The sequence below is a fragment of the Roseovarius sp. CH_XMU1461 genome (genome assembly GCF_037027165.1).
Classification (GTDB): Bacteria; Pseudomonadota; Alphaproteobacteria; order Rhodobacterales; family Rhodobacteraceae; genus Roseovarius; species Roseovarius nubinhibens.
The window spans coordinates 69,773-93,742 of the sequence record NZ_JAYMDV010000002.1 but is presented as its reverse complement, the minus strand read 5'-3'; the positions used below and the strand labels follow the sequence as shown (position 1 = coordinate 93,742).

Sequence of the window (23,970 nt, the reverse complement as noted above, 5' to 3'; positions counted from 1 at the left end):
CCGACTTGCCCAGGCCGAGGCAACCACAGCCCGCGCCCAGATGCGAAAAAGGCCACCCGAAGGCGGCCTCTTCACTTTAATTTCCGAGCTTAGCCCTTTGATAAGGCTCAGTTTGCCTGGCGACGCAAAAAGGCAGGGATTTCGATCTGCTCGTCCTGCTCCGGCTCGGGCTCAACCGCGGCGGGCTGGGCCTGACGGGCCTGAAGCGTGGGCTGCTGACGGGGTGCACGGGCCGGTTGTTCGGCCTCTGCACCATGCCCGGTCATCCGGTTGAGCAGCGAATTGATCCCGAAACGGGGGCGTTCGCCATGGCTTTCCTCGGCTGCGGGGGCCGCCTGAGCCGGGCGTTGAGCCGGCTGATGGGCCTGCGGCTGCGGCGCGGGCTGACGCGGTTCCGAACCCGGGGTCCGGCCAACGGCGGCGTGCAGACGGGCCAGTGCCTCGGGCGACGGTGTGCCCGGCGCCGGGGCCTTGGGCGCGACAAAGGCTTCAAGCTCGGCTTCGGCCTCTTCGACATATTCGGGCTCGGGCTGATAGGCCGGGGGCGGCACGGCATCGCTGGCCGCCTCGGTCTCGAAGATGTCTTCCATCTGGTCTTCGGCGGCGGCGCGCTCGGATTCGAACCCTGTAAAGAGCGACCGCTCCTCGCCTGCCTCTGCATGGCTGGCCGATGCCGCGATCGGTGCCTCTTCGACCGGCGCGGGCTCTTCGCGGGCTTCCAGCGACGTGGTCGTGGCCAGCGGCTCCGACAGCTTGCGGCGCGGCACGGGGATGTCGGTCTGCACGTCACGCGCATCGATCCCGGTGGCTACGACGCTCACGCGCATCGCGCCTTCCATCGAGGTGTCGAGGGTCGAGCCCACGATGATATTCGCGTCGGCATCAACCTCTTCGCGAATGCGGTTGGCCGCTTCGTCGAGTTCGAACAGGGTGAGGTCGTGACCGCCGGTGATGTTGATGAGAACGCCCTTGGCGCCCTTGAGGCTGATCTCGTCCAGAAGCGGGTTGGCAATCGCCTTTTCCGCCGCCTGGATCGCGCGATCTTCGCCGCTGTCCTCGCCGGTGCCCATCATCGCCTTGCCCATCTCGTCCATCACGGCGCGCACATCGGCAAAGTCGAGGTTGATCAGGCCGGGGCGCACCATCAGATCGGTGACGCCTTTCACGCCTTGATAGAGCACATCATCGGCGAGCGAGAAGGCCTCGGTGAAGGTGGTCTTTTCATTGGCCAGCCGGAACAGGTTCTGGTTGGGAATGATGATCAGTGTGTCGACGACCTTTTGCAGGCTCTCGACGCCATCTTCCGCCTGACGCATCCGCTTGGCGCCTTCGAACTGGAAGGGCTTGGTCACGACGCCGACGGTCAGAACCCCAAGCTCACGCGCGGCCTGCGCGATGATCGGCGCGGCGCCGGTGCCGGTGCCGCCACCCATCCCGGCGGTGATAAAGCACATATGCGCGCCCGCCAGGTGATCAACGATCTGTTCGATGCTCTCTTCGGCGGCGGCGGCCCCGATGGCCGCCTTGGCGCCTGCACCCAGGCCTTCGGTCACCTTGACCCCAAGCTGGATGCGGCTCTCCGCCCGCGCCTGGCTCAGCGCCTGCGCATCGGTGTTGGCGACGACGAAATCCACGCCATCGAGCTGTTTTTCGATCATGTTGTTGACGGCGTTGCCGCCAGCACCGCCGACACCGAATACGGTAATCCGGGGTTTCAGATCCTCATGACCGGGCACGGTAAGATTCAATGTCATCGCTCTGTCCGCCTGATGTTGCGCCCGCTGCCGGGCCGTTTTTCTGCCTAGTTACCCATAATATTAACGAGGCTCAGCCCTAGCGTCACCTAAAAAACGTTAAAAAACACAAAATGTGGCAGGTTTTTTTGTCAAACTCGCGGGATTTCGCCGATGACACGACATCTAGCGGTCACCAATTGTCTTTGAACCATTTCACCGCGCGTTTGAGAGACCGTGCAGGGTAGCGATCGACCGGCAGGTCAAAATCCCACCATTCGTCCTGTGGATTGGCCGCAAAGAGGCACAATCCGACCGCGCTGGCAAAGCCCGCGCCCGTCGCCGCCTGTGGCAGCCCATGCACCCGCAGAGGCCGTCCAAGACGCACCTGCTGGCCCAAGATGCGGCTCGCCAGCCCGTCGAGACCGGGGATCTGGCTGCCGCCCCCGGTGAGCACGATCTGCTGGCTCGGCAGATGCTCGAACCCGGCCGCATCGAGCCGCGCCCGCACCTCTTCGAGGATTTCCTCGACACGGGGCCGCATGATGCCGATAAGCTCGGCCCGGCTGACCCTGCGCCGGTCATGTTCGTAATCGCCGGTATCGCCGCCGATTTCAATCATCTCGCGATCATCCATGCCGGTGGCCACCACCCCGCCATAGAAGGTCTTGATCCGCTCGGCGGTGGCCGTCGGCACCGACAGCCCTTTCGAGATGTCGCTCGTCACGTGATCGCCGCCCATGCGGACACTATCCGCATAGATCATATGTTTCTTAATGAAGATTGAAATTCCGGCCGTGCCACCGCCCAAATCGATACAGGCCGCGCCAAGCTCCTGCTCATCCTCCACGAGTGACGACACCCCGGCCATATAGGCCGAAGAGGCCACCCCGGCCAATTCGAGATCACAGCGTTTCACGCAATGGGCGAGGTTCTGCACCGCCGCCGCATCCACCGTGAGCATATGCATATCCGTGGCCAGCGTCTGGCCAAGCTGCCCGCGCGGATCAATAAGACCCGAACGATGGTCGAGGGCGAAATTGACCGGCTGCGCATGCAGCACCTCGCGCCCATCGCCATAATCCGGCACATCGCAGGCCGACAACACGCGGCTGATATCCTGCTCGGTCACCACATTGCCTTCGAGATCGACCGATCCCGCCAGCCCGTAAGAGCGCGGACCGGCGCCCGAGAAACAGGCGATGATATGATCGACCCGGATATTGGCCATCTTCTGCGCCGCCTGCACCGCCGTGCGAATGGCGCGCTCGGTTTCCTGCATGGCGGAAATCTCGCCGAAACGCACCCCGCGCGACCGTGTCGTCGCCGCCCCGATCACCCGGAACCCGGCCTGCCCCGCCATCGAGCCAATCCCCTCGGCATCGAGGCGCGGACTGCCGTCAAAGCGCAGCACAAGACAGGCGATCTTGGAGGTCCCGACATCCAGCACCGCCACGACACCGCGTTGCATGGCCGCCTTGCGCATGTTCCGCATTGCGCGTTGCGTCTCATATAGCTCGATCATTGGTCCTTCACCCCTGCAACGGAATTGCGCACCTGCCACCAGGCTTCGACGGCACGCTCCCTCATTCGAATGGCGGGCCGTTCGGCCAGCCGCATGTCCACGACCGCGATATCGCGTTCGAGCATGTCATTTGTCTCGTTGAGCACGATCACCCGCTCGAGCGCCCGCACCGGGGCCGCCTCGGGCAGCAAGATGCGCTGTTCGCCATCGAGCACCACGTCCCAACGCCGCGCGCCCATCCGGACGAGGCCAAGGATACGCGGCGCCAGCGGCCCGGCGGCGGCCTCGATCGCCTGCGCCTCGGCAACGCTGGCCTCAGCCCCTTCGCCGGTGAGCAGCGGCAGCTCGGGATAATCGCTGAGGCTCTGCGCCTGCGCGATGGTCACCCCTTCGACGTCAATCACGCTAAGCCCCGCCCGCGTCCGCAACAGCGCTGCCGGCTGACGCTCGGTGATGGCAAGCTCGAGCACCCCACCCTGACGCAGCCGCACGGCGGCGCTCGCCACGGCGGGCAAATCCTCGATGGTGATGCGCAGCTCATCGAGATCGAAATCAAACGAGCTTGCGGGCAAGGCCACCGGGAAAATCTCGCGGATTTCGCTGGCGACCTCGTCGCTCGCGCCTTCCACGGCCAACAGGTTGACCATGAATTCCGGGCGCTCCTCGATGGTCTCGCGGATCTCGGCAATCCGCGTGATCAGACTGTCGCGCACTTCTGGCTGGTTGAGGTACAGGCTCGCCGCGCCAAAGCTCAGCGCAAAGGGCAGCCCCACCCGCAGCAGCTTGCGAAAGATCGGCGTCAGCATCAGCCGCTGCATCCGGTAGGACCAGCGCGACGGCGCCGGATCATGGCGCAGCTTCTGCATACGCTGGCCTAGCGGTCGCATGACGCGTCCTCCACGATCCAGCGGCACAGCTGGCCAAAACTCATGCCGATCCCCGCCGCCTGTTCCGGGCTGAGCGAGGTCGGCGTCATCCCCGGCTGGGTGTTGGTCTCGAGCACGATAAGCCCGTCGACACCGCGCGCCTCGTCCCAGCGGAAATCCGTCCGGCTCAGCCCACGACAGCCAAGCGCCGCATGGGCGCGCAGCGCATAGTCGAGACAGGCCTCGGTGATCTCTTCGGGCAGATTGGCGGGGAACTCATGGCGCGACCCGCCGACCGAATATTTGGCGTGATAATCATACCAGCCCTCGGTGATGATATCCGTCACCCCAAGCGCCCGATCGCCGAGCACAGATGTGGTGAGCTCGCGCCCCGGCGCATAGGTTTCGACCATCACCGTCTCGGGCATGTCATCCGACAGCTGCGGCGGCGCGTTGGCGGCCTCATGCACGATATAGACCCCGACGGAAGAGCCTTCATTATTGGGCTTCACCACATAGGGCGGGGCCATCACATGGCGCGCCCGCACCTCGTCACGCGGGGCCAGAACGCTCTCCACCACCGGCAACCCGGCGCGGCGGTACACATCCTTGGATTTCTGCTTGTCCATGGCCAGCGCCGAGGCCAGGACGCCGGAATGGGTATAGGGGATGCGCAACCATTCGAGCAGCCCCTGCACACAGCCATCCTCGCCCCAACGGCCATGCAGCGCGTTAAAGACGACGTCGGGCTTGATCTCGGTTAAACGCGATACGAGATCGGGGCCTGCAACGACCTCGACAACCTCGAATCCTTCATCCCGCAATGCGACGGCGCATTCCTGTCCAGAGGACAACGACACTTCGCGCTCTGCCGAAGGGCCGCCCTTAATAACCGCCACTTTGGGGGTGCTGCTGCTCGCGTGACCCACCTTGGTGCCTCAATGTCCCGGGCCGTTTTCGACCCTGTTATTACTTATCTGCCAATTTGGCTTTCGTCGGGGCCGGTTCGCCGACCCTCATGATTTCCCACTCTAACTCTATTCCACTGTTTTGGAAAACCCTTTTTCGCACCTCTTCGCCAAGTGATTCGAGATCATCGGCGCTGGCCTCGCCGGTGTTGACGAGAAAGTTGGAATGTTTCGGGCTCATCTGTGCGCCACCGCGCATCGCGCCGCGCATTCCGGCATCGTCGATGACCTTCCACGCCTTGAGATCATGGCTGTCATCGGCGCGCCCCGTGCTGCTGAACCCGGCCGGGTTGCGAAAGGTACTGCCCGCCGTGCGGTCCTTGGTGGGTTGGGTTTCGTCGCGCTTGGCAAGCTGCTCTTGCATCCGCGCATGAAGCTCTTCGGGCACACCATTCGACGCCTCGAACGCGGCCCGGATCAGCACCGCCCCCTCGGGCCAGGCGGTCTGGCGATATTGGAACTGCAAATCCTCGGGGCCAAGCCGCATGATCTCGCCCGTTCGGGTCACCACTTCGGCCCAGATGAAATGGTCCGCCGTATAGGTGCCATAGCAGCCTGCGTTCATCCGGACGGCGCCGCCGATGGAGCCGGGGATGGTGCGCAGGAAGGTGAGGTCGAGGCCGGCGTCGGCGGCTTTCTTGGCGACATGCGCGTCGAGCGCGGCGGCGCCGGCGATCACCGTATTGCCGTCGATCTCGATGCCGTTGAAGCCCCGGCCGAGACGGATCACCACGGCCCGCAGACCGCCATCGCGGACGATGAGATTGCTGCCCACCCCCATCGGGAAAACCGGCACCGAAGCCTCAAGTTTTCCAAGAAAATCAGCCAGATCCTCGGCATCCGCAGGCTGGTAGAACCAATCCGCCGGGCCGCCGACACGGAGCCATGTCAGATCGGCCAGAACCCGGCCCTGGGTCAGCTTTCCTCTTGTCTCAGGCAATGTGGTCATGGCGGCAGAAATCCTCTTGTCTCACCCCTCTCCCCTACCCCAGCTCGCCGGGAAATGGAATGGATCGGCCCATCGGTACCCTGTCGGTATTGCGTCGGCATCGCGACAGTGCGGATTTTCGCCGCTCAGCGCGACCGAAAGAGCCCGATCACGATGCCCAGAAGACCGCCCAGAAGCGCTGCGAAACTCAAAAACAGCACCGGCAGGATCGCCTCGCTTGGCAAGAAGCCGAGAAACACCGCCGCGCTGAACCCCGCCACCGCCGTCAACAGCAGCAGCCAGCGCCAGAACAAGCCGATGAAATCCTCATGCTCGGCCTCGGCGATGAAATACCAGACCGAGAGGCTGAACGCGGTCAGCGCCAGCCCTGCCCAGATCATCACATCCCCGAGCCAGATCGTTTCGCCCATGGAGTGTCTGCCCGTATCCTAGATGTGACTGCGGTCGAGCCGGTTGCGCAGCCACCGGCCCAGATAGATCACCGGCCAGCGCAGCATCGACATGCCCGCCGCCATCACGAAAAGCCCGACCCAAGGGCCGTTTTCATAGGTGACATAGCCGACCAGCGGGATGCCCAGCACGATGAGCGCATAGGCCCGCCGCCAATGGTTGTCCCGCGACGGCAGCATGGCGAGCACATTGGCCGCCAGCGCCCAGAGACAGGCGAGGATGAGCGACAGGCTCACTTGCCCGCCTCCCGAAGCCGGTCGGGCAGCGCATTGGCCCAGCCGCTGATCGTCCCGGCGCCGAGACAGACGACCATATCGCCCGGCCCCGCCTGTTCGCGCACCAGCCGGGTGAGATCGCCCTCGTCGAGCAGCGCCCGCGCATGGCGATGGCCGTGACGGATGAGACCAGCCACGAGATCGTCGCGCGAAGCGCCGGGGATCGGGTCTTCGCCCGCCGCATAGACATCCGAGATACCGACGACATCGGCCTCGTTGAAACAGGCGCAGAATTCTTCGAAATGATGGCTCAGCCGCGAATAGCGGTGCGGCTGATGCACGGCGATGACCCGGCCTTCGGTGGCCTGCCGCGCGGCCTTGAGCACGGCGGCAATCTCGGTCGGGTGATGGCCGTAATCGTCGATGATCACCACGCCGTCGACCTCGCCCACCCGGGTAAAGCGGCGGTTGACCCCGCCGAAATTCGCCAGCGCCTCGCGGATTTCCGCGGATCTCATCCCCAGATGCCGCGCCACCGCCACCGCCGAGAGCGCGTTCGACACGTTATGGTCGCCCGGCATCGGCAACACGCAATCCTTGATCACCTTGTCGTCGCCTTCGCCGCGCAGGGCGATGTCGAAATGCGCCTGCCCCGCCTCATAGCGCAGGTTCATGCCGCGCACATCGGCCTGGGCGTTGAACCCGTAGGTGACAACCCGGCGGTCGGTGACCTTGCCCACCAGCGTCTGCACATCCGCATCATCGGTGCAGCAGACGGCGAGCCCGTAGAACGGGATGTTCGAGACAAATTCGTAGAACCCGCGATGCAGGTTCTCTTCGGTGCCCCAATGTTCCATATGTTCGGGGTCGATATTGGTCACGATGGCGATGGTCGCGGGCAGACGGTTGAACGTGCCGTCGCTCTCATCGGCCTCGACCACCATCCATTCACCGGCCCCGACGCGGGCGTTGCTGCCATAGGCATGGATGATGCCGCCATTGATCACCGTCGGGTCGAACTTGCCATGATCGAGCAGCGCCGCCACCATCGTCGTGGTGGTGGTCTTGCCATGGGTGCCCGCGACGGCGACGTTGGATTTGAGGCGCATGAGCTCGGCCAGCATTTCGGCCCGGCGCACCACCGGCAGGCCGCGCGCCCGCGCGGCGTCGAGCTCGGGGTTGCCGGGTTTGATCGCCGACGAGATCACCACGACCTCGGCCGCGTCGATATTCTCGGCCCGCTGGCCTTCGAAGATCGTGGCGCCCGCTTCGGCCAGACGCGCGGTGATCGGCGTCGTCTTGAGATCCGAGCCCTGCACCTGGTAGCCGTGGTTGATCAGCACCTCCGCGATGCCCGACATGCCGATGCCACCGATCCCGACGAAATGGATGGGACCGACGTCCCCGGGCAGTTTGGTGGCGGCATTCATACGCGGTCCCCTTTTTGGGCCAGAGTGTCTACAAGAGCGGCGAGCCGTTCGGTCGCATCGGGCACGGCGCAAGACAGCGCCGCGGCGGCCATTTGCAACGCCCCGGCCGGATTGTCCAGCACGCGGGCAATCTCGGCGGTCATTGTCTCGACGCTGAGCTTGCTTTCGGGGATGAGGATCGTGGCGCCTGCCTCCTTGAGGCCGCGCGCATTGGCGGTCTGATGATCGCCGGTGGCTGCCGCAAAGGGCACCAGGATCGAGGGCCGCCCGATCACCGAAATATCGGCCACCGAGGAGGCCCCAGCGCGGCTTATGACGAGCTGCGCCTCGCTGATCCGGGTCGGCACATCGGTAAAGAAGGGCTGCACATCGGCGTCGATGCCATGCTCGGCATAGAATTGCGCCACCCGGTCGCCATCCTCGTCGCGGGCCTGATGGCTCACCCTTATGTTGCGCAGCACCTCGGGGGGCAGCGCGGCAATGGCGGGCGGCACGATGTCGGACATGATCCGCGCGCCCTGGCTGCCGCCGATGACGAGGATCGACATCGGGTAATCGCCGGGCGGGATATAGGCGGCGCCGGCCCGTTCGAGCACCGCCGCCCGCACCGGATTGCCGACATGTTCGGCCTCGACGCCCTCGGGCATCTCGGTGGGCCAGGTGCCACAGGCGACCTTGGCCACGCGTTTGGCAAAGGCCCGGTTGACCCGGCCCAGCACGCCGTTTTGTTCATGCACCATGGCCGGCACGCCGAGAAGCCGCGCCGCCGACAGGGCCGGGATGCTCGGATAGCCGCCAAAGCCCACCACCACATCGGGCTTGTCGCGCAGCATCGCGGCGCTGGCGCCCATCACGCCGCCCGCGATCCGGAACGGCACCATCGCCTTGGCCAGCGGCCCGCCGCGCGCGAAGGTCGCGGATTTGATCTGTTCGATCTCGATCGAATGGGGAAAGCCGCCGGTATAGCGCGCGCCCCGGGCATCTGTGCTGAGCTTGACGCGCCAGCCTTGGCGCAGCATATGCTCGGCAAGCGACTGGGCCGGGAACATATGCCCCCCGGTGCCGCCCGCGGCCATCAGCAAGAGAGGCGCGCGGTCGCTCATCGCACGTGACCCCGGAGGATATCGCGGATCTCGCCCTGCGGGCGCGACCGGGTAAAGGCAAAGAGCATGCCGACCGCGATGCCGCCCGCGATGAGCGACGAGCCGCCATAGCTCACGAATGGCAGGGTCATCCCCTTGGCGGGCAAAAGCCGCACCGCGACGCCCATGTTGATCATCGCCTGCACCCCGAACATCGCCGCAAGCCCGGTGCCTGCGAGGCGGATGAACGGATCGCGTTCGCGCATCAGCCGAAAGAGCGAGCGCACCACGATCATGCAGTAGAGCGCGATAATCGCCAGCACCAGCACCAGCCCGTATTCCTCGGCCGCCACCGCGATGATGAAATCCGTATGCGCGTCGGGCAGCGACCATTTGACCGTGCCTTCGCCGACCCCCACCCCGAAGAACCCGCCTTCGCGGATCGCATTGGTGGCAAAGCCGAGCTGGGTCGTGGGATCGACCTCGGGGCTCAGGAACCCGTCGATGCGGCGGGCGAAATGTTCGGAATTGGCATAGGCGATCATGCCGGCGAAGATCACCCCGCCGGCCATGCCGAGCAGCAGGAAGATCGGCGCACCGGCGACGAAATACATCACGCCCCAGCCAAAGAGCACCAGCGCCGCCTGCCCGAAATCGGGCTGCATGGCGAGAAAGCCCACCACCACGAGGGTGAGGCAGAAGGACATCAAGAGCCCCGGAGGCCCGTTGATCTCGCGGCTCGCGGCGATCATCCAGGCGGCGACGACGACGAAGCCGGGCTTGAGAAATTCGGACGGTTGAATACTGGCAAAGCCGAGGCTGTACCAGCGGACGGCGCCTTTGCCGAAATCCGTGCCGAGCACCGGCAAGAGCATCAGCGCCACCAGCGCGCCGATGAACCCGATCACCGCCAGACGGCGGACCATCACCGGCCCCATCATCGAGGTGAGCACCATCGCCACCATGGCGAGCCCGCCAAAGAACATCTGTCGCTGCACGTAGTGGAACGGCTGAAACCCGTTTTTCTCCGCCAGTGGCGGCGACGCGGCCAGCCCCAGAAGGAGCCCCACGAGAAACAGGAGGGCCACGCCGAACACGGCCCATTTGTCGATCGTCCGCCACCATTTGGGGAGAATCGGTTCGCCGTCCCTTTGCGGAACGGCCCCATACACCATCTCTGTCATGACACCGCCAGTATCTGCCTCGTTGATGACCCCAGGTGCGGGATCGCGCCCCATTTTCGGGGTCTTACCGAACAGTATAACAGCTTGCCGCGCCCGTGGGAAGCGTCACCCGAATGCAACGGACCATCATTGTCTTTGTGAATAATTTGACTGGCATTTATTCATTTCACCCGTTACGGTATGTCCACCCTACCCCGCACAACCCAGAGAGGTTGGCGATTTGTATCGAGTGTCGCAGCAGTAACGAGTACCCCCCATGCCCTATCTCTATATCTATTCCCCCGATGATTTCGTCGAAGGTGCCCCCGACGAGGAGAGCACCGCCGCCGCGGGCACTCCGAATTTCACCCTGACGCTCAAACCCGGCGCGACGCCGACGCTGATCGAGATCATCGACGACGATCTTACCATCGAAGAGATCGAGGATTCCCAGACCCTCGCCACGACGCTCAATCTCGACGGCACCACCTATGCCGCCGGGACAAATATCTGGAGCGCCTATGACCTGATCAACTCCACCACCGGCCATAAGGTGACCAGCCTCCATTTCGGTGGCGATGGCTATCAGCAGGGCGTGGTGCAGGGGCTCATTTCCACCGTCGAAATGGTGCCGGGCACCAGCTATACGTTCAATCAGGAGCGCACCTCCTATCAACAAAACAACGCCTATTCCGAATATGTCGCCTGTTTCACCCCCGGGGCGCTGATCGACACGCCCCACGGGCCGCGCCCGATCGAGACCCTGGCGCCCGGCGATCTGGTGAACACCCGCGACGCAGGCCCACAGAGGCTGCGGATGATCCCGACGCGCCACCTCTCGCCCGAGACGCTGGCGGCGCGGCCCAACCTGCGGCCGATCCGGATCGCCGCCGACAGCCTGGCCCCCGGCCTGCCCGCGCAGGATCTTCTGGTCTCGCCACAGCACCGGATCCTGGCCAATTCGGCCATCGTGCAGCGCATGTTCAACTGTACCGAGATCCTGATCGCCGCCACCGCCCTGACCCGGCTTCCCGGTGTCATGATCGACAACTCGACGCGGGCGATCACCTATATGCATCTGATCTTTGACAAGCATGAGATCGTCACCGCCAACGGCCTGCCAAGCGAGAGCTTTTACTGCGGCCCCTATGCCGTCAAGGCGATGCCGCCCGACGCGCGGCGCGAACTCTACGCGCTCTTTCCCGAACTGATGGAGGACGCGCCGCTGCCCGATCCGGCCCGCCCCATCGCCAGCGGCCCGATCCGCCGCAACCTGTTGCGCCGCCACCTTAAAAACGATCGGGCTTTGTTGGAGCTCGAACGGCCATGACAGAGGCGCTATAAGGAGAAGAACGGCAGTTTGTCACAATTCTGTCAAAATCATTAACCACACTATCCGCCTAGCGACCGACAGAGCCGCGCGGACCCATCCGGCCCTCAGGCCGCAACAGTGCTGTAACGAGGCGAGCTATGCCCTATCTCTATATCTACTCCCCTTCCGATTTCGTGCAGGGCCTGCCGGATGAACAAAGCGCGGCCGCCGCTGGCAGCCCGACATTCACCCTGACGCTGAAGGAGGGCGCGACACCGACGCTGGTGTTCGTCAACGATGACGACACGGTGTTCGACGAGGTAGACAGCAGCCAAACCATCGCCGACACGCTCGATCTCGACGGGACCAGCTATGCGGCGGGGACCTCGATCAACACCGCCTATGACCTGATCAACAGCAGCACCGGGCATAAGGTGACGGCCTTTCATTTCGGTGGCGACGGCTATCAGCAAGGCGCGGTACAGGGTCTGACCTCGACCGTCGCGATGACGCCGGGCACCTCCTATACGTTCAACCAGGAACGCACCTCGCATCAGCAGGACAACCAGTACAGCCAATATACCGCCTGTTTCACCCCCGGCACGATGATCGAGACCGCCGAGGGACCGCGCGCCATCGAGACGCTGCGCCCCGGTGATCTGATCGAGACCCGCGACCATGGGCTGCAGCCGCTGCGCCTCTTGCCGAGCCGCCACATCGGTGCCGAAGAGCTGCGCCAGCGGCCGAACCTGCGGCCCGTGCGCATCCGCGCCGACAGCCTCGCCCCCGGTGTGCCCGAACGCGATACGCTCGTCTCGCCGCAACACCGCATCCTGAGCCAATCGCTCATCGCGCGGCGTCTGTTTGGCAAGGACGAGGTGCTGGTCGCCGCCGTGGCGCTGACCAAACTGCCCGGCATCGAAAAGGCCGAAGATCTGGATGAGATCACCTATATCCATCTCGTGCTCGACGAGCATCAGATCGTCACCGGCGACGGGCTCGCCTCCGAGAGCTTTTACTGTGGGCCAAATGCCATGCAATCCCTGTCACCCGAGGCGCTGGCCGAGCTGCAGGCGGTCTTTCCCGACATGAAGGACTGGGCCCCCGGACACATGCCGCCGCGCGCCCGGCCCTTCGCGCTTGGCGCGGGACGCCGCGAATTGGTGCGCCGCCACGCCCGTCAGGACCGCTCGCTGCTCGAGGCGCGCTAGGCTCGGCCCTTGATGTTCGGCTCTTGACCCGGGCGCGCCCATGCGGCAGGGGCTGATCCATGCAAATCGACACGCTGATCCTTGGCGCCGGCGCGGCCGGCATGATGTGCGCGGCCCATGCCGGGGGCCGCGTCGTGGCCATCGACCATGCCAAGGCCCCGGGCGAGAAAATCCGTATCTCGGGCGGCGGGCGCTGCAATTTCACCAATCTGCACTGCACGCCTGAGGCGTTCCTGTCGCAGAACCCGCATTTCTGCAAATCCGCGCTGAGCCGCTATACCCAATGGGATTTCATCGAACTGGTCGAGGCCCATGGCATCGCCTGGCATGAAAAGACGCTGGGCCAGCTCTTCTGCGACGTGAGCGCCAAGGACATTATCGCCATGCTGCGCGGGCTGATGCAGGCGGCGGGCGCCGAGCTCTGGCTCGAGACTTCGTTGGTCGAGGTGACGCGCGACGGCGATCTCTTTCGCGTGACGCTGGAACGCGGTGGCCGCCGCAACAGCCTTGTGACCCGCAATCTCGTGCTGGCCAGTGGCGGCAAATCCATCCCCAAGATGGGGGCGACCGGCCTCGCCTATGATCTCGCGCGGCAATTCGGCCTGCGCGTCACCGAGACGAGCGCGGCGCTGGTGCCCTTTACCTTCTCAGATCAGCGCTTTGCGCCGCTCGCGGGCGTGTCGCTGCCGGTGCGTGCGCGCGCAGGATCAGGCAGCTTTGACGAAGCGATGCTGTTCACCCACCGGGGCCTCTCTGGCCCCGCGATGCTGCAGATTTCCTCCTATTGGCAGGAGGGCGGCGACATCACCGTCGATCTCGACCCCGAGGCGCGGCTCTTTGCGGCCCTGCGCGCCAAACGGGCCGAGGCGGGACGGGTCAACCTGACCACCGAGCTTGCCCGCCACCTGCCGCAGCGGCTGGTCGACGCGCTGCCCGAGCATCTGGGTCTCAGGCTCTCGGGCAATCTCGCCGATCAATCCGACGCGGCGCTGCAGGCGCTCTGTGACGCGCTGCGCAACTGGCAGCTGCGCCCGCAAGGCACCGAGGGCTATCGCACCGCCGAGGTGACGCTCGGCGGCATCGACACCGATGATCTGTCGTCGAAAACGATGGAGGCCCGGCCCTGCCCCGGCCTCTATGCCATTGGCGAGGCGGTGGATGTGACCGGCTGGCTTGGCGGCTATAATTTTCAATGGGCCTGGTCCTCGGCCATGGCCGCCGCCCGCGCCATCGCCCAAGGCTGATCAGAGCAGACCGCCAGACATGAAGCCGAGGGGACATCCGCAGACGCCCCCCCGCCCCCAGGCTCCTTCCGAGAGTAGGATCAGAAGAACCCCAGCTTGTTCGGGTTGTAGCTCACCAGCATGTTCTTGGTCTGCTGGTAATGTTCGAGCATCATCTTGTGGTTTTCGCGCCCGATCCCCGATTGCTTGTAGCCGCCAAAGGCCGCATGGGCCGGATAGGCGTGGTAATTGTTGACCCAGACGCGCCCCGCCTCGATCGCCCGGCCAAAGCGGTAGCAGGTGTTGGCGTCGCGCGACCAAACGCCCGCGCCGAGCCCGTACATTGTGTCATTGGCCAGCGCCAAGGCCTCGTCGGCATCCTTGAACGTGGTCACCGACACCACCGGGCCAAAGATTTCCTCTTGGAATACCCGCATCTTGTTGTGGCCCTTGAGGATTGTCGGCTGAATGTAATAGCCGCCCGAGAGATCGCCCTCCATCGGGGCCGCCGCGCCGCCGGTAAGCACCTCGGCCCCCTCTTCGACGCCGATCTGGAAATAGGAGAGGATCTTCTCCTGCTGCTGGGCGCTGGCCTGGGCCCCGACCATCGTGTCGGGCAGGCGCGGATCGCCCTGTTTGATCGCCTTCACCCGCTCGATGGCACGGGCAATGAACTCTTCATAGATGTCCTCTTGGATGAGCGCCCGGCTCGGACAGGTACAGACCTCGCCCTGGTTGAAGGCAAAGAGCACGAAGCCCTCGACCGCCTTGTCGAGAAAGGCGTCATCCTTGGCCATCACGTCGGAGAAGAAGATATTGGGCGATTTGCCGCCCAGCTCGAGCGTCACCGGGATCAGGTTCTCGGTGGCATATTGCATGATCTGCCGCCCGGTCTGGGTCGAACCGGTAAAGGCGATCTTGGCGATCCGCTTGCTTTGGCCGAGCGCCGCGCCGACCTCGGCACCATAGCCATTGACAATGTTGAGCACCCCCGGCGGCAGCATCTCGCCAATGATCTCGGTCAGCACCATGATCGCCGCAGGCGTCTGTTCGGCGGGTTTCAGCACCACGCAATTGCCCGCCGCCAGCGCCGGGGCGAGCTTCCACGCCGCCATCAGGATCGAGAAATTCCACGGGATGATCTGGGCGACCACGCCAAGAGGTTCGTGAAAGTGATAGGCGACCGTATCATTGTCGATCTGGCTCATCGCGCCTTCCTGACCGCGCAGCACCCCGGCGAAATAGCGGAAGTGATCCACCGCCAGCGGAATATCCGCCGCCATGGTTTCGCGGATCGGCTTGCCATTGTCCCAGGTCTCGGCGGTGGCGATGAGCTCGAGATTGGCCTCGATCTTATCCGCCAGCTTGAGCAGCAAGGTCGAGCGCTCGGCCGCAGCCATCGCGCCCCAGCTCTCCTTGGCCGCATGGGCCGCATCGAGCGCCAGCTCGACATCCGCCGCGTCCGAGCGCGCCACTTCACAGACCTTGGCGCCGGTGATCGGCGTCACATTGTCGAAATAGCGGCCATTGACCGGGGCCGTGAATTTGCCGCCGATATAATTGTCGTAGCGCGCCTTGAAAGGCGAGGCAAAGCCGGTCTCGGCTTGGGTCATCTCGTTCATTGTGTATCCTCCTCAAATGGTCCGGGTCCTCCACCCGGATCATCTCTGAGGCTGCCCCATGTCGCCGGTTTGGTCAGGCGGGGGGCAACAGATTGCAGCCGTGTTTCGTCTCAGAACTGAGACACACAGGGGGCACCGTCCGCGCCGATCAACCGTCTAGCCCGAGCCGCTTCATCCGGCGATAGAGCGTCGCCCGCCCGATGCCGAGCGCCCGGGCCGCCGCGCTCACATTGCCATCGGCCCGCGCCAAGGCCCGTTTGAGCGCCGCCCGCTCGGCCCGCTCGAGGCCGCGCGGCCCGGCCTCGCCGCCGATCACATCGCTGGCCGGTCGCGGCCGCAGCGCGCCTCGCGGCTCAAGCCCAAAGGCCCGCCGCGCCGCCCGCGTCGCCCCCACCACGAGATCATCGCCATCCACCGCCAGAAGCGTTGACAGCGCGCCCTCGCCCTCCGCCGCCACGACGATGCGCGCGCCGGGAAAGGAGGCGCGGAAATATTCCGCCTCGATGGCCTGCGCGGTCTGCGCCACGGTGGCCGCGATGAGCCGGTTGACCCCCGCCGTCTGATCGGCCCGCGCACTCGACACATCGAGCGCCCCGAGCAATTGCCCATCGGCGCCAAAGATCGGCGCGTCGAGACAGCTCATGCCGATGTTGCGGGCGAGGAAATGTTCGTCGCGGTGGATGGTCACCTGCCGCTCTTCGGCGATGCAGGTGCCGATGCCGTTGGTGCCCTCGCGCGCCTCGCTCCAATCCGCGCCATTGCGCAGACCCCAGCCGTCGAACACGCCCCGGTCGCCATCGCCACAGCGCCGGTCGAGGATCACCCCCGCCGCATCGGTCAGCACCACGCCACAGCCGGAACTGCCCACCAGCGTATAGAGCTGATCGAGCTTGGGTGCCGCCACATGCAGGAAATGATCGTGCCGCGCGCGCCGCTCAGCAAGCTCGCGCCCCTCCAAGACCACACCCTCGGTGCGCCCCGGATCGAGCCCATGCTTTTCCAAAGACCGCCACCAAGACGCCGCCAGCGCCGAACGGGCCGCCGCACGGCCCGACTGCACCGCGGCGAGCACGGTTTCGATATGGCGCTTGCCTTGGCTCACGCGTCATCCTCCCTGAGGAGAAAGACTAGCCGCGGCGGGGCCACTTGGCAATCTTTGCGCGAAAGACCCCGCCGCCCGCAGCTTTCACGGGCGCGGATCTGGCACAGAGCCTATGCGCGTCTGGCCACGCTCAGGAGGTGGGGTGGAACTTGCCCTTGGGCGAGAGGGTGAAGATCTCGCAGCCATTGGCCGTCACGCCGATAGAATGTTCAAACTGCGCCGAGAGCGATTTGTCGCGGGTGATCGCGGTCCACTCATCCGACAGCACCTTGGTCTCGGGGCGGCCCAGATTGACCATCGGCTCGATGGTAAAGAACATGCCCTCTTCGAGAACCGCCTGGGTGCCCGGCCGCCCGTAATGCAGCACATTGGGCGGCGCGTGGAACACCCGGCCCAGCCCGTGACCGCAGAAATCGCGCACCACCGACATGCGCTGCGCCTCGACATAGGTCTGAATCGCATGGCCGATGTCGCCGAATGTATTGCCCGGCTTGACCGCCTCGATGCCGATCATCAGCGCGTCATGGGTCACCTGGATGAGCTTTTCGGCATAGGGTTTCGGCTTGCCCGCGACGAACATGCGGCTGGTGTCGCCATACCAGCCATCGACGATCACCGTCACATCAACATTGATGATATCGCCATCGATGAGCGTGTCATCGTCGCGCTTGGAGGTGTCGTTCTTCCATTTGCGGATCTTGTCGCCGGGAATGCCGTGACAGACCACATGGTTGACGCTGATGCAGGAGGCATGCTGATAGCCGCGATAGCCGATGGTGGCCGATTTCGCCCCCGCCGCCTCGACCCGGTCCTCGATCAGCTTGTCGATGGCCGCCGTGCTCTGGCCGACAAAGACGTTCTCCGCCACCTCGTCGAGGATCTCCGCCGCCAGCCGTCCGGCGGCATGCATCCCGGCAAAATCTTCCGCCTCATGGATACGGATGCCGTCCTTGGTCAGTCTGCCGCGATGCTGGTCGTTCACGCTGGGCCTCAAGAATTTAAACAGGGTTTTCATCACTTCGCGCCCTATCTAGGCAATATGTGCGCCAAGGGCCATAGGGGCGGGACATTTTTACCACGTGCGCGCCGCGACACCGGGACGCCCCTGTTGCCCCGCTGGGCGCGCCCGACAATCTATGACATAGCGCCGCGCAAACCCGGTGCCAGTTGAAAACGACAGGAGTGACACTCAGCCATGGATGCTTTGCAGGATCTGTTCAATCAGGAAATCTACAACGGTCAGACCCTGGCCGATCTCGTGACGCTCAAGGCGTTGACCGGCCTTTTGGGCAGTCTCGTCGCGGCCATCGTGATCATCCTTCTCGGCATCGTCCTGTCGGGCTGGGCCAAGCGCCGCATCACCGGGCTGAGCGACCGCCACGCCTCGCTCGATCAGACGCTGTTTCACTTTCTCGGCAATATCGCCCGCTACACGATCCTCGCCTTCACCGCGCTTTTCGTGCTCAACACTTTCGGCATTCAGACCACCTCGCTCATCGCCGCCATCGGTGCGGTGGGTCTGGCCATCGGTCTGGCGCTGCAAGGCACGCTGTCGAATGTGGCGGCGGGGGTGATGATCATCCTCTTTCGCCCCTTCAAGATCGGCGATTTCATCGCGGTCGCAGGCGAAATGGGCACGGTCAAGGATATCACGCTCAACGTGACCGAGATCGCCAGCCTCGGCAATGTGCAGACGATCATCCCCAATTCCGAGGTCTGGGGCAACACGATCTCCAACTACTCGACCTATCCGCTGCGCCGCGCCGAATGGACCTTTGGCGTGGGCTATGGCGTCAATCTCGCCCGGGCCGAAAAGGTGATCCGCGACACGATCATGGCGGACGAACGCTCGCTCGAGGATCCCGCACCGTTCTTTCAGGTCAACAATCTGGGCGACAGCTCGGTCGATTTCCTCGTCCGCGTCTGGGTCAGCTCGGCCGATTACTTTCAGTATCAGGCCGATATGAAGCGCAAGGTGAAAGAGGCGCTCGACGACAACGGGCTCGACATTCCCTTCCCGACCCGCACCCTCGTGCAGGCCAAGTGAGCTATCGCACCGTCACCCTGTCGCGCAGGGTGACGGCCTCGGGGCTGATCGCACAATCGAGCGCGATCACCTCGACCCCCGCCGCCCGCGCCGCCGCGAACCCTGCCGCATAGGCCGGGTCGATGTCCTGGGCGAGGGTCATCTCGCGGCAATCCGTCCGCTGCACGAGATAGAGCATCACCGCCCGATGCCCGGCCTCGGCCATGCGCGCCAGTTCCATGAGATGCTTGGTGCCGCGCGCGGTGACGCTATCGGGAAACTCCGCGAGCCCTGCCTGCCGCGACAATGTCACGGATTTCACCTCGACATAGGCATCACGCCGCCCCGCCCCGCTCAGCAGGAAATCGATGCGGCTCTTCTCGCCATAGGGCACCTCGGGGCGGATGAGATCATAGCCCGCCAGCTCGGCCACCTGCCCCGCTTTGAGCGCCGCGCGCAGCGCCCGGTTGGGCAGGCTCGTATCCACCCCGGTGAAATGGCCGTTCTCGTGATCGACCAGCCGCCAGCCGAATTTGAGCTTCTTCTTGGGATCGTCATTGGGCTCGACCCAGATCCGCATCCCCGGCTCGGCCAGCCCCATCATCGATCCGGGATTGGCGCAATGGGCGGTCACCTCCCGCCCATCCGCCTCGAGCCGGATGTCCGCCAGAAAGCGTTTATAGCGACGAATGAGCCGTGCCGGCACAAGAGGGGTTTGAAAGCGCATGGTCCCGGCCCTATACCCAATGCAACACCCGTTCAAGACGGGCACCCCGGTGCCCCCGTGCTTGCCGAACTCGAAGAGGCCGCCATGACCAATCCCACCGCTGCCATGCTGATCATCGGGGACGAGATCCTCTCGGGCCGTACCCGCGACGCCAATATGCACCATCTCGCCAAAGCGCTGACCAGCCACGGCATCGACCTCGAAGAGGTCCGCGTGGTGGCCGATGTGCCCGATGCGATCACCGAGGCGGTCAAGGCGCTGGCGGCGCGCTACACCCATGTCTTTACCTCCGGCGGCATCGGCCCGACCCATGATGACATCACCGCCGACAATGTGGCCCGCGCCTTTGACCGGCCCATCGATGTGCGCGACGACGCCCGCGCCATCCTCGCCGCCCATTACGACCGGCAGGGGATCGAGCTGAACGACGCGCGGCTGCGCATGGCGCGTATCCCCGAGGGCGCGACGCTCATTGAAAACCCGATCAGCGCGGCACCGGGGTTCAGCCTCGAAAACGTCCATGTCATGGCGGGCGTCCCGGCAATATTCGAGGCAATGGTGGCGGGCGTCCTGCCCACCCTCACCGGCGGCGCGCCGATCCTGTCGCAGAGCCTGCAGCTCTTGCGCGGCGAAGGCGATATTGCCGCGACCCTCGGCCAGATTGCCGAGGAGTTCCCCGAGCTGAGCTTTGGCTCCTACCCGTTTCAGCTCAACGGCGCCTTTGGCACCAATGTGGTGGTGCGCGGCTCGGATGCCGTGCGGCTCGATGCGGCGATGGCGGCGCTCGACCGGGCCTTTCCCGCATGAGCGCCCCGGTCAATCAGACCCCCGACATGGCCCGCCTCTATGAGGTGGTCGAGGTGACTTGGCCCGCGGCCCGGCTCATCCCCGCCGCGCCCTTTACCCTGCGCGACGGTGCGGGCGGCGGCAAACGGGTCTCGGCGGCAACGCTCGACAGCCCCGGCGGCACCGCCCCCGAGGGTGAGATCGAGCGCGCCGCAAGCGCCATGCGCGCCCAAGGCGAGACACCGCTCTTCATGCTGCGCGACGGCGATCACGACTTTGACGCCCAGCTCGCCCATGCGGGCTATGACATCATCGACCCGGTCAACATCTGGCTCTCGCGCATCGAGACGCTGAGCGAGATGACCCCGCCGCGCACCGCGAGCTTTCACATCTGGGAGCCGATGGCCATTCAGCGCGACATCTGGGCCAAGGGCGGCATCGGCCCGGCACGGCTCGCCGTGATGGACCGCGCCACCTGCCCCAAGACCTCGCTCTTTGGTCGCAATGGCGACCGCCCCGCCGCCACCGGCTATGTCGGGCTGCATGACGGCATCGCCATGGTCCACGCGCTCGAAGTGCTCGCCAGCCAACGCCGCGCCGGTCAGGGCCGCTGGTTGATGATCGAGGCCGCGCGCTGGGCCGCCGCGCAGGGCGCGCAGCATATGTCGGTGATCTGCACCGCCGCCAACACAGGCGCCAACGCGCTCTATTCCGCTCTCGGCATGGCCCGTGTCGGCGGCTATCATTACCGTATCAAGAAGGATGAAGATTGATGAGTGACCCACGCCCCACCGCCCTTGACCTGCCGATGGTCGACCCGCTGCCGCCCGAGACGCAGAAATATTTCGATGTCTGTCAGGACAAGCTCGGGATGATCCCCAATGTGCTGCAGGCCTATGCGTTCGACATCGACAAGCTCAACGCCTTCACCGCCATGTACAATGACCTCATGCTCGCCGACAGCGGGCTGAGCAAGCTCGAGCGCGAGATGATCGCCGTGGTGGTCAGCGCGATCAACCGCTGCTGGTACTGTCAGGTCGCCCATGGCGCGGCGGTGCGGGCGCTCTCGGGGCGGCCCGAGCTGGGCGAGGCGATGGTGATGAACTGGCGCATGGCCGATCTCGACGCGCGCCAAACCGCGATGCTCGAGTTTGCCGAAAAGGTCACGACCGCCAGCGCCAAGATCACCGAAGCCGACCGTCAGGCCCTGCGCGACGCCGGGTTCAGCGACCGCGACATCTGGGACATCGCCAATGTGACCGGGTTCTTCAACATGTCGAACCGGGTGGCCAGCGCCACTGCGATGCAGCCCAATCCCGACTATCACGCCCAGGCCCGGTGACCATGCGGGCTGGCTTTGTCCGGCGGGGGTTGCCCGCCATGTTGTGTCTTGGCGCCACCGGTTTCGGCGCTCCCTCTCTGGCGCTCGACCTGGTGCTGCCGGGCCGCGCCGTTCAGACCCATCAGGAGAGCCGGACGGGCGACCGTCTGGCCGTGCCACTGGACCGATGGGACACCGACCATATACCGACGCAGTACATCGAAGGCACGATCGACCTGCAAAGCTGGCGCATCACCGGCGGCGGCACCAGCACGCTGCAGGCGCTCGACGCGCTCGCCCGGCAATTGGGTGAGGCCGGCTATCAGACCATGCTGCGCTGCGCGGGCCGCGACTGTGGTGGCTTCGACTTTCGCTTTGGCCTTGATGTGCTGCCGGCGCCCGCGATGTTCGTCGATCTCTTCGACTATCGCTTTCTCTCGGCCCGCCTCGGCCAAGGCGATACCGCGCCCCATGCCACCGTGCTGATCAGCACCACCGGCGCCAACACCTATGCCCAGATCACGCTGGTCCGTCCCGAGGGCGCGGAACCGCTGCGCATCCGCGCCAGCACCACCGCCCCCGATCCGGCCACGACGCCCACCGAGACTGCGACCCCAGAGACCGCGCCCAACCCCGGCACTGCGACCCCGCCGACGCCCAGCGCGCCGTCCCCCACCGCTGCGCCCGGCGAGATCACCGAACAGCTCATGTCGCAAGGTCATGGCATCCTTGGCGATCTCGACTTTGCCACCGGCTCGGCCACGCTCGGCCCCGGGCCCTTTGCCTCGCTCACCGCGCTGGCCGCCTATCTCAAAGGGGATGGCGCGCGCCGCATCGCGCTGGTCGGGCATACCGATGCCACCGGCGGGCGCGACATCAACATCTCGATCTCGCGGCAACGCGCCCGGGCCGTGCTCGACCGTCTGGTCGAGGGTCACGGCGTGCCCCGCGCCCAGCTCGAGGCCGATGGCGTGGGCTATCTCGCGCCCATCGCGTCGAACCTCTCCGAGGCCGGGCGTCAGGCCAACCGCCGCGTCGAGGCGGTGCTGCTCACCACCCAATAGGGCCGATCACGGCTCTCGAAACGCTTCTTTCGATTTGTAGAGCGGCTTGAGCAGATATTGCAGCACCGTCTTGCCGCCGGTGTGCAGCTCGACCTCGGAGAGCATGCCGGGGCGGATCTCGATCGCCTGCTGGCGCGGGGTGAGCGCGGTCATATCGACCTTGAGCGTCACCTTGTAATGCGGATCGCCATTGGGATCGCGGGCGTTTTCATCCTTGAACGTGTCGGAGGAGATGAAATCCACCTCACCCTTGAGCGTGCCATAGATCGTGTAATCATAGGCGGTGAGCTTGATCGTCGCCTCCTGCCCCTCGCGGATATTGCCGATATCCTCGGGCGCCACCCGCGCCTCGACAAAGAGCTCTTCATCGAGCGGGGTGATCGACAGGATCTGCTCGCCCGGCCGCACCACGCCGCCGATGGTGGTGATGTTGAGATCGTTGACGATGCCGCGCATCGGGCTCACCAGCGTCGTCCGGTCGAGCTGATCGAGCGAGGCCGCAAGGTTCTGCCGCAGGGTCGCCAGCTCCTTGAGCGTGTCGGAATACTCCTGCGCCCGGTCGAGCTCGGTCTGGGTGACGATCTCGTCATAGCGGGTCTTGGCATCGGCATGGGATTTGCGCGCCCGGGTCACTTCGATCAGCGCCACCACCTTTTTCTTGAGAAGCCGCTCGAGCAGGTCCATCTCTTCGCGCGCCTGTTTGAGAACCGCGCCCGCGCCTTCGCTGCGCTTGACGTAATCGGCCTGCCGCGCCTGCAAGAGCGACCGCTCCGAGGCCACGATATCCGGGCTGCGGGTCGCCAGATCCTCGGGCACGGTGAAATCGAACTGCCCCGCCAGCTCGGCCTCGAGCCGCAGCCGCCGGATCTCATGCGCCGCCACCTGATCGCTCAGGTCTTCGACCGAGGACCGGAACTGTGTGCCATGCAGCCGCGCGAGAACATCGCCCTGCGCCACCACATCGCCCTCCTGCACCCTGAGCTCGGAGAGAATACCGCCTTCGAGGTTCTGGATGATCTGCGGCCGCGACGAGGAAATGAACGCCCCCTCGGCGCGCACGATCTCGTCGAGCCAGGCAAAAGCCGCCCAGACGAGAAACAAAAACACCGTCGCGGCACAGAGCCAGATCGTCAGGCTCGCGCCGCGCAGCCGCGCATTGAGCTGCCCCGCGAGGTTCGTCGTCCCGACCGCCATC

Annotated in this window: 23 protein-coding genes; 8 read left to right on the top strand and 15 right to left on the bottom strand. The window is 65.0% G+C overall.

Going from position 1 to position 23,970, the window contains the following annotated elements; translation table 11 throughout:
- Positions 1-107: 107 nt before the first annotated feature.
- The 10 genes from ftsZ to WA237_RS05800 all read right to left on the bottom strand — a co-directional run bounded on the left by ftsZ (position 108) and on the right by WA237_RS05800 (position 10,402).
- On the bottom strand, positions 108-1,754 hold the full coding sequence (ftsZ, locus tag WA237_RS05845) for a cell division protein FtsZ (protein ID WP_009812146.1): 1,647 nt from the start codon (positions 1,752-1,754) through the stop codon (positions 108-110).
- A 172-nt stretch (positions 1,755-1,926) separates the two neighbouring features.
- Positions 1,927-3,258, bottom strand: coding sequence for a cell division protein FtsA (ftsA, locus tag WA237_RS05840; RefSeq protein ID WP_009812147.1), 1,332 nt, complete (start codon positions 3,256-3,258; stop codon positions 1,927-1,929).
- The gene (locus WA237_RS05835) at positions 3,255-4,145 is read right to left on the bottom strand and encodes a cell division protein FtsQ/DivIB (protein WP_040617735.1); all 891 of its coding nucleotides are present in this window, start codon (positions 4,143-4,145) and stop codon (positions 3,255-3,257) included. The genes ftsA and WA237_RS05835 overlap by 4 nt, the downstream gene beginning before the upstream one ends.
- Entirely contained in the window at positions 4,133-5,023 is an 891-nt protein-coding gene (locus tag WA237_RS05830; protein WP_442970247.1) for a D-alanine--D-alanine ligase, read from the bottom strand. Before WA237_RS05830 ends, WA237_RS05835 begins: the two co-directional genes overlap by 13 nt.
- Before the next feature lie 70 nt (positions 5,024-5,093).
- A complete protein-coding gene (gene murB / locus WA237_RS05825; RefSeq protein ID WP_336097002.1) occupies positions 5,094-6,041 on the bottom strand; it encodes a UDP-N-acetylmuramate dehydrogenase in 948 nt (315 codons plus the stop codon).
- A 125-nt stretch (positions 6,042-6,166) separates the two neighbouring features.
- Positions 6,167-6,451: a hypothetical protein gene (locus tag WA237_RS05820; protein ID WP_009812151.1), complete on the bottom strand. Its 285-nt coding sequence runs from the start codon at positions 6,449-6,451 to the stop codon at positions 6,167-6,169.
- A gap of 18 nt (positions 6,452-6,469) precedes the next feature.
- The gene (locus tag WA237_RS05815; protein ID WP_009812152.1) at positions 6,470-6,727 is read right to left on the bottom strand and encodes a DUF2484 family protein; all 258 of its coding nucleotides are present in this window, start codon (positions 6,725-6,727) and stop codon (positions 6,470-6,472) included.
- The gene (murC, locus tag WA237_RS05810) at positions 6,724-8,136 is read right to left on the bottom strand and encodes a UDP-N-acetylmuramate--L-alanine ligase (protein ID WP_286910010.1); all 1,413 of its coding nucleotides are present in this window, start codon (positions 8,134-8,136) and stop codon (positions 6,724-6,726) included. The genes WA237_RS05815 and murC overlap by 4 nt, the downstream gene beginning before the upstream one ends.
- Entirely contained in the window at positions 8,133-9,239 is a 1,107-nt protein-coding gene (locus tag WA237_RS05805; RefSeq protein ID WP_336097001.1) for a UDP-N-acetylglucosamine--N-acetylmuramyl-(pentapeptide) pyrophosphoryl-undecaprenol N-acetylglucosamine transferase, read from the bottom strand. Before WA237_RS05805 ends, murC begins: the two co-directional genes overlap by 4 nt.
- Entirely contained in the window at positions 9,236-10,402 is a 1,167-nt protein-coding gene (locus WA237_RS05800) for a peptidoglycan glycosyltransferase FtsW (protein ID WP_040618209.1), read from the bottom strand. Before WA237_RS05800 ends, WA237_RS05805 begins: the two co-directional genes overlap by 4 nt.
- 256 nt (positions 10,403-10,658) lie before the next feature.
- Between WA237_RS05800 and WA237_RS05795 the strand changes: the two genes are divergently transcribed.
- The 3 genes from WA237_RS05795 (at position 10,659) to WA237_RS05785 (ending at position 14,148) form a co-directional block, all read left to right on the top strand.
- A complete protein-coding gene (locus tag WA237_RS05795) occupies positions 10,659-11,711 on the top strand; it encodes a Hint domain-containing protein (protein ID WP_336097000.1) in 1,053 nt (350 codons plus the stop codon).
- A 140-nt stretch (positions 11,712-11,851) separates the two neighbouring features.
- Positions 11,852-12,904, top strand: a complete 1,053-nt coding sequence (locus tag WA237_RS05790; RefSeq protein WP_336096999.1) for a Hint domain-containing protein — start codon at positions 11,852-11,854, stop codon at positions 12,902-12,904.
- 59 nt (positions 12,905-12,963) lie between these two features.
- The gene (locus WA237_RS05785) at positions 12,964-14,148 is read left to right on the top strand and encodes an NAD(P)/FAD-dependent oxidoreductase (protein ID WP_336096998.1); all 1,185 of its coding nucleotides are present in this window, start codon (positions 12,964-12,966) and stop codon (positions 14,146-14,148) included.
- An 80-nt stretch (positions 14,149-14,228) separates the two neighbouring features.
- Here WA237_RS05785 and adh read toward each other — a convergent pair whose 3' ends face one another.
- The 3 genes from adh to map form a co-directional block, all read right to left on the bottom strand.
- Positions 14,229-15,749, bottom strand: coding sequence for an aldehyde dehydrogenase (gene adh / locus WA237_RS05780; protein WP_336096997.1), 1,521 nt, complete (start codon positions 15,747-15,749; stop codon positions 14,229-14,231).
- A 148-nt stretch (positions 15,750-15,897) separates the two neighbouring features.
- Positions 15,898-16,851, bottom strand: coding sequence for a GAF domain-containing protein (locus tag WA237_RS05775; RefSeq protein WP_336096996.1), 954 nt, complete (start codon positions 16,849-16,851; stop codon positions 15,898-15,900).
- Positions 16,852-16,981: 130 nt separating this feature from the next.
- Complete coding sequence (gene map / locus WA237_RS05770) at positions 16,982-17,866, bottom strand: type I methionyl aminopeptidase (RefSeq protein ID WP_009812161.1); 885 nt, start codon at positions 17,864-17,866, stop codon at positions 16,982-16,984.
- 180 nt (positions 17,867-18,046) lie between these two features.
- Between map and WA237_RS05765 the strand changes: the two genes are divergently transcribed.
- Positions 18,047-18,898: a mechanosensitive ion channel family protein gene (locus WA237_RS05765; protein WP_336096995.1), complete on the top strand. Its 852-nt coding sequence runs from the start codon at positions 18,047-18,049 to the stop codon at positions 18,896-18,898.
- Position 18,899: 1 nt separating this feature from the next.
- Here WA237_RS05765 and sfsA read toward each other — a convergent pair whose 3' ends face one another.
- Positions 18,900-19,604, bottom strand: coding sequence for a DNA/RNA nuclease SfsA (sfsA, locus tag WA237_RS05760; protein ID WP_336096994.1), 705 nt, complete (start codon positions 19,602-19,604; stop codon positions 18,900-18,902).
- 84 nt (positions 19,605-19,688) lie between these two features.
- On the opposite strand from sfsA, the gene WA237_RS05755 reads away from it, so the two are divergent.
- From WA237_RS05755 to WA237_RS05740, 4 genes are read left to right on the top strand one after another with little or no spacing between them, the layout of a single operon-like run.
- Positions 19,689-20,411, top strand: coding sequence for a competence/damage-inducible protein A (locus WA237_RS05755; RefSeq protein WP_336096993.1), 723 nt, complete (start codon positions 19,689-19,691; stop codon positions 20,409-20,411).
- On the top strand, positions 20,408-21,163 hold the full coding sequence (locus tag WA237_RS05750) for a GNAT family N-acetyltransferase (RefSeq protein ID WP_336096992.1): 756 nt from the start codon (positions 20,408-20,410) through the stop codon (positions 21,161-21,163). Before WA237_RS05755 ends, WA237_RS05750 begins: the two co-directional genes overlap by 4 nt.
- Positions 21,163-21,732, top strand: coding sequence for a peroxidase-related enzyme (locus WA237_RS05745; RefSeq protein ID WP_286908581.1), 570 nt, complete (start codon positions 21,163-21,165; stop codon positions 21,730-21,732). Before WA237_RS05750 ends, WA237_RS05745 begins: the two co-directional genes overlap by 1 nt.
- A 38-nt stretch (positions 21,733-21,770) precedes the next feature.
- The gene (locus tag WA237_RS05740; protein ID WP_336096991.1) at positions 21,771-22,775 is read left to right on the top strand and encodes an OmpA family protein; all 1,005 of its coding nucleotides are present in this window, start codon (positions 21,771-21,773) and stop codon (positions 22,773-22,775) included.
- Positions 22,776-22,781: 6 nt separating this feature from the next.
- Here the strand turns inward: WA237_RS05740 and WA237_RS05735 are convergent, their stop codons facing one another.
- Entirely contained in the window at positions 22,782-23,969 is a 1,188-nt protein-coding gene (locus WA237_RS05735) for an HlyD family efflux transporter periplasmic adaptor subunit (protein WP_336096990.1), read from the bottom strand.
- Between the last annotated feature and the right edge of the window lies 1 nt (position 23,970).